This is a genomic window from Bradyrhizobium sp. UFLA05-108 (assembly GCF_059803455.1).
In genome coordinates this window covers 1-11,904 of the sequence record NZ_JBANAZ010000123.1, presented here as the reverse complement: position 1 = coordinate 11,904, position 11,904 = coordinate 1, and the positions used below count along the sequence as shown (strand labels likewise).

The following is an 11,904-nucleotide window of genomic DNA, read 5'->3' as shown; positions in this document are numbered from 1 at the left end:
GGAGATGTCGCAGCCCGGCCGAACAAGGAGATGGCCAATAACGAACAGCCTTGACACCAGTCGCCCCATACAAGTCCTTTGGCCCTTCGCAACATATTGCACCGTCGCACGATCTCGGTCGCTAACAAAGCATAGCGGAAGTTGACGGGCAGCCGTCCATTGCTGAGGACGACGCTCGTGACCCGTTGCGGAATTCGATAAGCCACTGGAGAAACGAGGAAACAAGTTCACGGCTTGCAAACCGGAGGCGACCGTGCGGGCAGCTCGGGATCCTTGTGGTATCGAGCGAGGATCGGTTCGAGAACCTCTTTCGGCCAGAATTTCGGAGTGCCGATCTGCTTCAAGCAGAAGGCGTTCCAATACAGCCCCGCTCGCGACAGCGACTGGCGAGTTGCAGCGGCTTGCGCGACCGCCTCGATGTCGTGGGATTCCGGATAAATGTAGACCGTCGTTGGATCGTCCTTCAACAGCGGAACGATTTGCTGGGCGTCAGACGGCGACCAACTGGTGCAGCCATCGCTGCGACCCCCGGCGTAGTCCACCAGAGTCCCAAATGGAACGTAACCGTTGTGGTTCGCATATGGACTACGTGGATTCTTTCGAAGACATATGTCCTTCAGTGTGACGGCCGCATGTCCACCGATGGCGCGCGGTCTGGCGTTGGCGGTCTCGCCTTCGCCATCGAACTGAACAAACGAGCGCGTCAAGGCCGCATCTTGTTTCGTCGACACACGATAGTAGCCTTTGAACGACGTTTTCGTCTCACCTGTCACGTAGGCGCCGCCGGTCGTCAGGTACGAATCCATGGCATTGCCAAAATTCTTCGCGCACTCTCTGCCATTTGCGAAATCAGCAACACCCTTCAAATTGCGACCGCTGCCGTGCCCTGCGGAAATCGCACGAAAAGACCGGTCGGCTTCGCAAATAACGTAAAACCGGGTGCCCAATCTGCCATTGCCTAAATCGTTGGGGCGCGTCGCGTCCATGGCAAAATAGCAGGGACTTTTAACGACGCCTTCGCTCACCTTTCTCAGATAGAGGGCGCTCGCCCTCTGTAGGACCACTTGCGCGATCTGCCCGTCGCCTTCGCCAATATGGTCCCGCAGCCAGGCCGGAACTTCTGACGTTTGCTCCGCTGCAAAGGATCCCGCCAGCCACGCGGCCATTGTGACGCTGAGACCAACCAGCTTGAGAATGCTCAATCCTGACCGCAACGGATCGCCTCCACAGTCGGCATGCTAATCCTTACCCTTAAAAGCATTGTTGCCGCTCTGGTCGGAACGGAACGCCGCCGAGAACATTTGTCTTCGCGGGCTTTTAGTAGCCGCAATCTCTGTACTGTTTCGAGGCAACACGAAAGTGCGAGCCCATTTCAACGAAATCCACGTCCAGACATTGGTTTCCTCGACGGTATTCGCCAAGGCCGTTGCATTGAAGGTACTCAAGGTTTATTCGCCAACGCTTTTCGTGCGGTGAGTAGGTTGCGAAGTCATGCTGGGCGCGGGCCGGTCCTTTGCAGATTCCAGTGATGTATTGTCTGACCTCAGCGGGCAAATTGCCTATATGACGAGCATCCCAAGGATCCTCTTTATTTGCGGCACTGCCTTTGGAAACAGCGGGCAGTTCACTGCAAATCAGAAGGCAAAGAGCCAGCAACAAGGTCCGGACTGTCATTCGACACTCCCGTCAAGTGCGACCCGGTGCCGGCGCCTTCAACTGGACCGGGCGAAATTCACCGGCGCGATGTAAGTATCCTGCGCGCCCGGCTTGGCCGCAGGGAATGCCGGGAAGGGACTCGCGCGTCGAAGAATCTCGATCGCCTCGCGATCGAGTACATCGTTGCCGGACGACTTCGTTACAGTGCTGGCGATCACATCGCCTGCGCGGTTCAACATAAATCTCACGATGACCGTGCCTGACTTGCCGCGCGCGGCCGACGGGTAGCGCTTGAACTTTTGCAGATGGCCGAACACCAGCGCGTTATAGGCGTTTGAGCCTGCTTCGGTGAACTGTCCGATAAGCTCGCTCTTTGGCGGCGCGCGGGTTTCCAGCGCGGGCGGTTGAGGCAGCGGCTTCGGTTCGTCCACCTCCTTCTCGACCTTTGGCAGCGTGACTTCCGCCTCTTGTGCTGGCGGCGGTGGCTGCACCATCGGCTCTTCCTGCTTCTCCTCGACCTTGGGCGGTTCCGGTGGCGCGGCCTCGGCCTGCTGCATGGTTGGCCCGACGGCGATGTCCTGGTTTTGGATCTCGGGCGAACTGCTTTCGACCGGCGCCAGTGTCACTGCGATGGCGGGCAGGATGTTCGGTTCGACCGGCCTGCGAGCATACCAAAACGCAACCGTGGCCACGATCGCCGCGTGCGCCATCAGGATCGTCACGCCGGCAAATGTCCAGCGGGAAAGTCCGCGCCGTTCTGGCAGATGCAGTGCAAACGCGTTCATGGCTTAGCTGCCGGCGTTTCCAGACCGACCAAAGCGAGCTTGAGATATCCGGCGTCGCGCAGGCTGTTCATCACCTCCATGAGCGCGCCATAGCTGAGGGTCTTGTCTCCTCGGACGAAAATCGATTCGTCCTTATGATTGTTGGTGGCGGAATCGAGCGCGGCCGAAAGCTCCGCGCGCGGCACCAAGGTCTCGCCAACCGCAATGGTCGCGTCCGGCTTGATGGTCACGAAGACGGGCTTGTCCGGCCGCGGCTGCTCCGGCGCGGTACTGGCGGGCAGGTTGACTCCGATGTCGACAGTAGCAAGCGGTGCCGCCACCATGAAGATGATCAAGAGCACGAGGATGACGTCGATGAACGGCGTGACGTTGATCTCGTGCTGGATTTCGAGATCGTCGCTGCCCGAACGTTGTCCAAGACGTATGGCCATGCTGTCACTCCGCGGCCCGTGACAGCATCGCGGCGCGGCCGTGCTGTCCGCGGCTGATCATCAACAGGAGCTGCGCCGAGGCGTCATCCAATAGGGTGCGGTAGCCGCCGATGACCCGCACCAGGTGGTTGTAGATCACGACGGCGGGGATCGCGGCGACCAGTCCCATGGCGGTTGCGAGTAGTGCTTCGGCGATACCCGGCGCCACCACCGCGAGATTCGTGGTGTGGGATTCTGAAATGCCGATGAAGGAGTTCATAATGCCCCACACCGTGCCGAACAGGCCGACGAACGGCGCCGTCGCGCCGATCGTGGCGAGCAGGCCCGTGCCGCGCGAGATCTGCCGTGTCATCGCCGCCTGCACGCGCTCCAGCCGCAAGGCGACGCGCTCCTTGAACGCGTCGTCGACGATGCCGTCGGACAGTTCGGCCTCGCGCGCGGTGGTGAGGATGAGCTGGGCGACGGCGTCCCTGTCGTTACGGCAGGCGCGGACCGCCTCCACGAGGCTGCCGCCGCTTTCCAACAGCCTGGTGCGGCGGCGGGCCTGCCGCCGCGCGCCCGCCAGCTCAATCGTTTTGGCAAGCCACACCGTCCAGGTCACGAGCGACGCAAACGCGAGCCCGATCATCACCGCCTTCACGATAATGTCGGCATTGAGGAACATGCCCCAGGGCGAGAGATTGCGGGGCAGCAGCGGATTTGAGGTGTCCGCCTGCGCCAGTGCAGCCGTCGACATCGCGAACGGTGCAAGGCTCGCGATGGTCAGCGTGACGATGCGGGCGAAATTTCCAGACTTCACCCGTGATTTGCGATCAGGCATATGGTTCTCTTTTCTGTTGTCCTTTTGAATCACCCCTGCTCCCGCTCATATCCTCTGTGAGATGCCGAGGAAGAAACCGCGCCGCGGTCCGAATTGCGGCGCGAACACGCCGATGCCGGACCCGTCCCTGATTTCGTAGATCTTGTCGAAAAGGTTCACGACGTCGAACCGCACCGTGGTCGGTTTGTTCGGCGCGACGAAATGGAAATCGTGCGACACGCCGACATTGACTTGTGTGTAGGACGGCACGTGGTCGGTATTGGCGAAGCCGGAACGAAGTCCGCTGCCATAGATCATTGATGCGCTAAACTTCGTGTCGTACCACTGATAGGAGGCACCAGCCGAAGCCGTCACCCACTGGCTATGGTCGGTGTGGATGTAGTGGGTGGCGATGTAGGCCAGCTCGTCCGGATCAAACAGGAATTGGTTCGAGACGATATTGGTGCCGATCTGGCGCGCCCACGCTACGTTGCCGTAGAGCTTGAGATTGCCCTTCGTATAGCTCGCCTTGAATTCGAGGCCGATATTGTTCGCTTTGGCATAGTTGAAGCCGCTGAGCACATAGGCTTGGCCGAACTGCCCGTCATCGAGCAGATCACGCGCCAGCTTGACGTAGCCGTCGAGGCCGACTTCGAGGCCGGGAATCGGCCAGATCTTCTGAACCACGCCGGCATCGAAAATATTGGCCCGTTCCGGCAGCACCGGATCGTTCAGGGTGACCGCGGGCGCAGCCACCGTGCCCTGGAACATCGCAATGTTGGTCGGAGCCGCGATCACCTGCTGCGGCGGCGTGAAGGTTCGCGCGTAGCCGGCATGAACAGTGGTGCCGTCCTGGGGCACCCAGGTCAGGCTGATGCGTGGGCTGAACTGATTGGCGTCGACATATTGCCACATCTGGTCGAAGCGCAAGCCGGCGTTCAGGGTCAGATTGTTGGTGATCTTCCATTCGTCCTGCACATAGGCGCCGAACAGCCAGCCGAGCTTGGAACTGGAATCAAAAATGGTGACAGGCGGAAGCGGATTGCCCGTGGTCGGGTCAAACGCCTGTCCACCGTTCACCGGATCGGCCGGAAATGTGGTGTTGATGCCAGTGACCAGAGACCGCTCGGCGCTGGTGGTGAACCCGAACCGCAGCGTATGCGCGTCGGCGATGCGCCAGGCGGTATCTTCCTGGATGCCGTTGACGTAACTCTGACGATACACTCTCGATGAAATGCCGTTGATGAGCAGGTCACCGATCGGGGCGGGCCAGAAGTGGAGCTGGCTGTAGCGGTTGAAATAGGAAAGCTGGTAGTCGATGCCTTCGGCCGAGTGCTGGTAGGCCACAACGTTGAATTGATTGAGTTCGGACTGCCGCTCGTTGAGAAGCGCGGAATTGAAGCTGGTTATGTTCCCTAACTGGAAGTTGGACGGCTGACCGGGATTATTGGGAATCTGATACAGCGCGTTCGAGACGCCGCCGATATAGGTAAGGCGACTGTTCTGATCGAGCACCGTCGAGACGTAGGCAAAGCCCTTTTCCTGTTGCGTGCGGTCGTGAATGGCCTCGTTTGCGGGCGTCGGGTTCTCGATTCCGAGATTGTTGTAGAGATAGCGACCCGACACGTAATACTGCGTTTGTCCCACCGTCCCGCCGTATTCGGCGAACGGCGTGGTGGTCCGGTGGCTGCCGCCATAGACGCTGACCTTGCCGGAATTGTCGAACGCGTCCGCCTTGGTCGTAATATCCAGCACTCCGGCCGTGCGCAGGCCATATTGCGCCGGCAGCGCCCCCGTCAGCAGCGCCATATTTCCGACGATACCTGTGTCGAGGATTTGTCCGAAGCCGCCGACACCGTCGGGCAGCATAATGCCGTTGATGCGGTATTGCAGATTGGCATGCTCGTTGCGCACATGCAGTTCGCCGCTCGCCGCCGAATCCTGGTGCACGCCCGGGAACTGCAACAGCGCCTTGTCCAGCGAAGTGTTGTTGCCCTGTGGCAGGGATTCGATGGCCTGGTGGCTGAGCTGGTAGGAGCCGGCCCCTATCGGCGGAAAGATGGTTTGGCGGGCCGCATCGAACTTCTGGTTCTGTTCGGTGACGACCTGTGCTTGCGTGGGCGGCGGCGTCGCCGGCCGATTGGTCGCCACGACGCGCGGAGGCTTGGTACGGGGCCGCGGCCGCTCTGCCGGCGCCACGACGCGTGTCTCGGGCAGGACGTTGCCGCCTTGCGCTTGAGGCGGAGGCGGCGGGGGCTGCTCCGCAGCAGGGGGGCTCTGCTGCGGTGAGGGCTGGGTCGGAGCCGGCGTTTCGGACGCCGAAGGGGAAGCGGATGGCTGCGGCGTCGGCGAGGCGGCTCCGGCTTGCGCGAGCGCGGATGTGCCTGACGCTGCGACCAGCACAAGTGTGGACGCGGATAGGAGAAGGCGGAGTGGAAGGCGCAAAGCGGCGGAGTACATGAGAGTCCTGACTGAGATGATTCTCACGCTACGGGCCAAAAGCGACGCAAGCCGTGTGGCGAGCGACGGAACCTCGGTCGATGGCGGCAGCAGTTCTGGTGCGGCGCGACCCGACCAAGGCAGCGGTGTCAGGAAATCGGTGGCCCGCGGGATTGAAACGCCGCGCATGGCGGCTGAGGGATTGCGTATACGTGCTCGACTGCATGATCGACCGACACGTCTGCGAAGATAGCGGGTAGCGCAGGCGGTGTCGTCGCCAGCGCGTTCCCCATCGCCGCGGTGGCGATGCAGATCGGACAGAGATAGTCTACACCGTCAGCAGGATGGTTTGGCGTCTGATCGCTATTGTCCGGCGTGCTTGATGCGGCGAGGGCAACTTGGCTTGGACCTGAGCCCGGGCCGCCAATGGCGTGAACGTGACCAAAGGCCAGCGCAAAGTTAATGGCAATCGCAAGGAGCGCGAGCCATGAGCCTTGTCTGACATGATCCCGGAACCAGCGCATGCGAAGCGCGACCGTCGCCTTCCTTTCCATTCTCTGGGGCCACAATCCTATCCGACTCGGCAGTCGGGTCAACCAGGGTTCCTGTCATACTCGGCCAGGATTTCGGCGCGAGCCGTGCACGCAATTTGAGCTGTTCTCGCTGCCTTCCCACAGGTCGGGACGCGTGGCCGGTCGCCGCATGTCGTGCAGGCACCACGCCTATTGGGCCGCGGCCCCGACCCTGTGATCGGGACCTTGCTCATGAGCCAATCCAGCCTTTAGTCGTGATGGCACCCCGCAGTCCGGTGACGCTCATTCACGCACAATCTGTCGTACTGCATAGGACGAGTCGCCGCCGCGCTTCTTGATCTTGGCGACGATTTCACGTTGCCGGGCGACGTGTTCTTTACCCTCAGCAATGTGCCTTCGGGCCATTTCCAAGTGCGCCGTGACCATCCTATGGTCCATGCTGCAATCCGTCTTGGAGCTTGCATTATCTACCATTGTCGAGATAGGCGCTAGGCACAAATCGGCGTACGTCCGCTGAATGAAAGAACAGCATCGGAATTGCAAATGCGGCGCCGTCTACCGTCGCACCGAGTCAATGGCGCCAACACGGGAAGTGAATAGCTTCGAGTGCGTTTATTGCGGCGACACATTGGAAAGCTGGAACAGTGCTTGGGTCCCAAGCTACCACCTGATTGTGGGACCGATCATGAAGCCACCTTCTCCATAAGCTTCAGTTTGGAGCTGCCGCAAGGCGATCTGAGGAGCGCGCGTCCATATTCTTGCCGTAGCCAAGATGCGTTCGCGCTCATGGCGAAGAGCCTTCGCCTTCGCGATGGCTTCTTCCGCTCTCGTCAGAAGATCGTTCGTGGTCCGCTGCATCAGCGAAGTGTGTGCCATTTTCCGGCTCCACGCTTTCACCTATGTGATTGTTTCTATGCTGCCGAACGCACGCCTCGCTCCATCTGAGCAGCTCGAGCGATTCGCGAACGACTTCCCTGGAACGTGCAAGGATTTGGTGATCATACGAATAGATCGACACGGCGTGCTCCTCTGCCTTGCAGGCGGGAGCACAATCGGTCTCTCAGCCACCGACGCCTACGGGACCGTGCCACGGCCGGTGATGTGGTGAGCCTGCGCTCTTATTTCCCGGCGCGCCAGCCTTTTATTTGATGGGGCGGTACAACCGACCCAACAGTATCAACTGGCTCAAAATTAGCCGTCAACACACGCGGATCGTGTGGGTGATCTCGTGCACTTCGCCCTGTTTGAGATTGAGTCCGTCGATCTCGGCGGAGGCCAACTGTTCCAGTGCCGGCGAGGCGGACCAGCCCTCCGGAATGGCGTTTAGAACCAGGCCCACCGCATCCTCGGGAGAGGATCCCGCGGCAACCCAAAGCCTATTGGTCCGGTCGTCTGTCAAGACGCGGATGAGATAGGCGCCTCTCTTGAAAGATCACGCCATTCCAATCGCTCTCCCGTGGCGAGACGCCTCCCTCACGGGCTAAATGCGTCTAAGGCCGGTTGGTTTCAAACGCGAAAGCTGTCGCGACCAACCCCGCGCACCCGGTCCAGAGCTGCTTCGACCAGGACTGCTTGATGGATCGACTGAGCGGCCCAGCCGCCAATCGGATAACGCCTGGTGAGAGGTCGATTCAGACGTCCACAGAGCCTCGCTCTGCCTGCTAGCCTCGTCTCCTTGCTACTTCTTCTTTGCAGGTCCGAAATCCGGCTGCCAGGCGGCTTCCTTGCGGCTCGGCGCCGCGGCGATCACCTTGGCTTCCTTCTTCGGCTTCTTGGCTTCGCAATTGCTGCCTTGCTGGCCCTTCGCCATGTAGCTCTCCTTCGGTCGTTCAAGTTCGTCGAATTCATCCGGCTGCAGCACCCTCCACGTGGGGTGCAGACCCTGACGTCCATGTAGCCTTCGCGCAGCAGTTTTCGTGCGAGGCGCAGCGCGACCATCGCGGTGCCGCGGCCGATATTGGAGCTGCCGTATTCGTTGGTCCCGCTGACCAGATAGGGCACGCGTCTTTGCCCCAGCCATTAAGGACCACGGCTCCGCGCACGAGATGCAGATGCGATAGTGCAACTATCACCGGCGGCACGATCCATTCCGAAATGCGAAAACGAGACATCGAACGCACCTGCGAAGCCTTCGGCCTGAGCATACGTGACCCTCAGTCACCGGTCGAAGCCGTTGAAAACGTGCGGTGATGCCGGCGACCCAACGCCCGCGCCGAGCCAATGGCGAGCGTTAAATGCCGCGGGCAAAGGCCGCGCTGTGACATCGTCGCGCTGACGCGTGAGGATAGTGCTGGCTATTGCCGCGCCAAGGGCGCATGGTCGAGACAGCCGGCATCGGTTGGAGCCTTACTTGTGAAAGCAGGCGTGCATGACCATCCGGTCACGGCGAGAAACCGTCAGCTTCAGGCATCCCTTCCGTATCCGCGGCATGGAGCGTTTCCTTCCGGCTGGCGCCTATGGGGCTAACGAGGAGACGATCGAGGGCCTGAGCTCCTCGGCCTATCGCCGTATTGCCGCAACGATCACCATGCTGGTCGAAGGCGCGTGCGGGCTCATGGAGGTTCTGTCCGGCTCAATCGATCTTGCGAACACGCAAGCCAAAGATGCGAGCGTCGCCGATGACCGGTAGATCTCGACAAGCATCGCGGCATGGCCGCACAGAAGGCGACCGATCTGCGCCGCGCGCTGTCCGAGGTCGAGTCGCATCTCAGGGAACTGCGCGAGCGCGAGGCAGATCTCGAGAACCGCATGATGACGGTCCCCGCCACGTCCTGGCCGGAGGCCGCCGTGAAGGCGCGGCATCTGCTCAATCTCTATGCTGCAAGCATTCCTGCCGAGGACACGCGCCACTGCGCGCTTGTCGCAGCGCTGGTCGACGATTTTTCCCGGCTCGGCGGGGAGTGCTGAATCGTGTCAGGCTCGGCGCGACCCATAAGAGCGAGGAAGCGCGGACGATGATTTGAAGCGGGCGATGGGCCCAGAAGCAATTACGTAGCGGAGTAAGCCATGACATTGACCAGCGGCCGCTTTATCGGCCACGAATACGACCGGATGATCGTGCGGTTCTCGATGCATGACGGCGCCAGGGAGATTCCTTGCGCGATCTCGACCTCTGCGATGGATTCCCTCGAGGGTGGCCCGCAAGTTAGACCCGAGCAGCGGGAAGCCCAGTTCACCCGATTGCGGGATCGCATCGAAGCCTGCGCGGCAGGCAAATATCGCGCGACAGAGTTCGAGGGCACTCCGCCAGGCATCGTGCTACGAGGCATCGATTTCAAGCCAAAGGGATGACAGGACCGCGACGGCTGCATGCATGGTGAGCGTGCTTGACTGCCTCGCAGGTGATGCAGCCATGATGGCATGAGATCCGACAACCAACGTCACCGGATCTGCGACATTACCCCGACCGAGGGGTCTTCCTACTCCGCCCGTGCTTTGACCTCAGGCAAGGGCGGCTTGCGCTCAAAAGGCTTCTTTTTCGGCGGCGCGGGCAGCAATCCCTCTCTGATCGCCTGCTTGCGAGCGAGTTTGCGGGCTCGTCGAATAGCTTCAGATTTCTCGCGGGTCTTTCTCTCCGACGGCTTTTCGTAGGAACGCCGCTGCTTCATTTTCCGGAAGACGCCCTCGCGCTGCATCTTCTTCTTGAGAACACGCAGTGCCTGCTCAATATTGTTGTCTCTGACGAGTACCTGCAACTGATCCTCCTGGCGTGGGGCTGCAAATGCGACAGGTCCTGCAGGGCAGCCAATTGCGCAGGAGCTTCATTGCGATTTCGAGGATGGTGGCGGCGACATTCGTCGACGGCTTCGGACGTGGCCGATCTGCTTGTCACAGCGACGCGGCTTGGTGTCATTGACTGTGACCACTCGAGTGCAGCCAAGTCAATCGATAAGTCTCGCCGCGGATCCATGGACTCGTTTGAGCCTCTCGGTCCGAGCACCAGAACTGGTCGGCCGAAGCAAACCGGCCCTCTTCCTTGCAAAATCCGAAAGGTTGTGTATATTGAGTTCATTCGATTAGCCGCTGTGCCTTGTTGAATGCGCCCGCGGGCTCCTTTTCCAAAGACATCGACGAAGTTGAAGTCAGCTGCGTGATTGTCGCGCGGCATGCGCTCGTGCGCTTTGGAGAGGAAAATGACGACAGGTACTGTTAAGTGGTTCAATGGCCAAAAGGGCTTCGGTTTCATTCAGCCGAACGACGGCGGCAACGATGTGTTCGTTCATATCAGCGCTGTTGAACGAGCTGGTCTTTCCGGGCTTGGAGAGGGTCAAAAGGTCAATTTCGAGATCAAGACGGACAAGATGCGAGGCAAAGTCAGCGCCGAGAACCTCTCGCTGGCTTGAGATCGTGGCGCCGTTTCACGGATGTACTGAAACGCGCACTCTGCCCGCTCGATCCTCGGATTGAGCGGGTTTTGTCCATTGCGGAGCCGGGTGAGCGATGAGCGCGAAGAAGCCGGTGGGCTGCAATCAAGCCGATGCTTCCCAACAAACCGCGCCGGATTCCTCGCGTAAATGACCGTCGTGTGTTCAATGGCATTTTCTGGGTTTTACGATCTGGAGCCCTTTTGCGCGATCTGCCGCAGGCCTTTGGTCCTTACACGACCTGCTACAATCGGTTCGTTCGCTGGAGGCGGGCGGGAGTCTGGAGCCGCATCATAGATGCGCTTTCCGTAGCCTTTGACGGGGCCGCCCAGATGATCGACACCTCCATTGTCCGTGTGCATCAGCATGGAGCTTGCATCACCAAGAACTGGAGACAGTCGATGGGAGACGTTCGCGAGGTGGATTGACCAGCAAGATTCATGCTTTGGTAGACAACAATGGTCTGTCCGTACGACTGGCATTGACGCCTGGTCAGGCCCATGACAGCCGACTTGCTGGAAAATTACTGTCTCATGTCAATGCTCCTTGCCGACCGCGGCTACGACGCCGATTGGATTAGGGGGTTCGCCGTCAGAAAAGGCGCATGGGCTAACATTCCACCCAAATGCAATCGCAACGAACCGATCTGCTTCAGTCCCTATCTCTACCGCGCCCGTAACAGGGTCGAACGGTTCTTCAATCGGATCAAGCAATGTCGTCGGGTCGCCACACGCTACGACAAGCTTGCCGCCAACTACCTTGCCTTCGTCCAGCTCGCATCGATCCGGATATGGCTGGCTGCCAGTAATGAGTCCACGCCCTAGCACTACTTTGGCAGATCGTTGATTTTGCCGTGCTTTATAGGATTCCCGAATCAATTTTTCAATGATTCATAGG

General features: G+C 60.0%; 14 protein-coding genes and 1 pseudogene. 5 read left to right on the top strand and 10 right to left on the bottom strand.

The window, feature by feature from the left end; all coding sequences use genetic code 11:
* Positions 1-227 precede the first annotated feature (227 nt).
* The 9 genes from SO140_RS44270 to SO140_RS44230 all read right to left on the bottom strand — a co-directional run bounded on the left by SO140_RS44270 (position 228) and on the right by SO140_RS44230 (position 8,453).
* Positions 228-1,166 carry a hypothetical protein gene (locus SO140_RS44270; RefSeq protein ID WP_498544084.1) on the bottom strand — a complete coding sequence of 313 codons (939 nt, stop codon included), beginning with the start codon at positions 1,164-1,166 and terminating at the stop codon, positions 228-230.
* A gap of 151 nt (positions 1,167-1,317) precedes the next feature.
* The gene (locus SO140_RS44265; RefSeq protein WP_474804469.1) at positions 1,318-1,674 is read right to left on the bottom strand and encodes a hypothetical protein; all 357 of its coding nucleotides are present in this window, start codon (positions 1,672-1,674) and stop codon (positions 1,318-1,320) included.
* A gap of 38 nt (positions 1,675-1,712) precedes the next feature.
* Positions 1,713-2,378 carry a TonB family protein gene (locus SO140_RS44260; RefSeq protein WP_474804466.1) on the bottom strand — a complete coding sequence of 222 codons (666 nt, stop codon included), beginning with the start codon at positions 2,376-2,378 and terminating at the stop codon, positions 1,713-1,715.
* Positions 2,379-2,437: 59 nt separating this feature from the next.
* Entirely contained in the window at positions 2,438-2,872 is a 435-nt protein-coding gene (exbD, locus tag SO140_RS44255; RefSeq protein WP_474804463.1) for a TonB system transport protein ExbD, read from the bottom strand.
* 4 nt (positions 2,873-2,876) lie between these two features.
* A complete protein-coding gene (gene exbB / locus SO140_RS44250; RefSeq protein WP_474804460.1) occupies positions 2,877-3,692 on the bottom strand; it encodes a tonB-system energizer ExbB in 816 nt (271 codons plus the stop codon).
* Positions 3,693-3,737: 45 nt separating this feature from the next.
* Complete coding sequence (locus SO140_RS44245) at positions 3,738-5,870, bottom strand: TonB-dependent receptor (protein ID WP_498544083.1); 2,133 nt, start codon at positions 5,868-5,870, stop codon at positions 3,738-3,740.
* Positions 5,871-6,925: 1,055 nt separating this feature from the next.
* Complete coding sequence (locus SO140_RS44240; protein ID WP_474804454.1) at positions 6,926-7,069, bottom strand: hypothetical protein; 144 nt, start codon at positions 7,067-7,069, stop codon at positions 6,926-6,928.
* A 772-nt stretch (positions 7,070-7,841) separates the two neighbouring features.
* Entirely contained in the window at positions 7,842-7,982 is a 141-nt protein-coding gene (locus SO140_RS44235; RefSeq protein WP_474804451.1) for a hypothetical protein, read from the bottom strand.
* A 339-nt stretch (positions 7,983-8,321) separates the two neighbouring features.
* Entirely contained in the window at positions 8,322-8,453 is a 132-nt protein-coding gene (locus SO140_RS44230; protein ID WP_474804448.1) for a hypothetical protein, read from the bottom strand.
* Between the two features lie 558 nt (positions 8,454-9,011).
* Between SO140_RS44230 and SO140_RS44225 the strand changes: the two genes are divergently transcribed.
* The 3 genes from SO140_RS44225 to SO140_RS44215 all read left to right on the top strand — a co-directional run bounded on the left by SO140_RS44225 (position 9,012) and on the right by SO140_RS44215 (position 9,934).
* Complete coding sequence (locus SO140_RS44225) at positions 9,012-9,272, top strand: hypothetical protein (protein ID WP_474804445.1); 261 nt, start codon at positions 9,012-9,014, stop codon at positions 9,270-9,272.
* 20 nt (positions 9,273-9,292) lie between these two features.
* Positions 9,293-9,550 carry a KH domain-containing protein gene (locus SO140_RS44220; RefSeq protein WP_474804443.1) on the top strand — a complete coding sequence of 86 codons (258 nt, stop codon included), beginning with the start codon at positions 9,293-9,295 and terminating at the stop codon, positions 9,548-9,550.
* Between the two features lie 99 nt (positions 9,551-9,649).
* On the top strand, positions 9,650-9,934 hold the full coding sequence (locus SO140_RS44215) for a DUF1488 family protein (RefSeq protein ID WP_474804441.1): 285 nt from the start codon (positions 9,650-9,652) through the stop codon (positions 9,932-9,934).
* Between the two features lie 128 nt (positions 9,935-10,062).
* On the opposite strand, the gene rpsU is transcribed toward SO140_RS44215, so the two are convergent.
* Positions 10,063-10,338, bottom strand: coding sequence for a 30S ribosomal protein S21 (gene rpsU / locus SO140_RS44210; protein ID WP_498544082.1), 276 nt, complete (start codon positions 10,336-10,338; stop codon positions 10,063-10,065).
* Between the two features lie 438 nt (positions 10,339-10,776).
* On the opposite strand from rpsU, the gene SO140_RS44205 reads away from it, so the two are divergent.
* Positions 10,777-10,986, top strand: coding sequence for a cold-shock protein (locus SO140_RS44205; protein ID WP_474804437.1), 210 nt, complete (start codon positions 10,777-10,779; stop codon positions 10,984-10,986).
* Positions 10,987-11,102: 116 nt separating this feature from the next.
* Positions 11,103-11,831 (top strand): annotated as a pseudogene (locus SO140_RS44200) (IS5 family transposase); the annotation flags it as partial.
* Between the last annotated feature and the right edge of the window lie 73 nt (positions 11,832-11,904).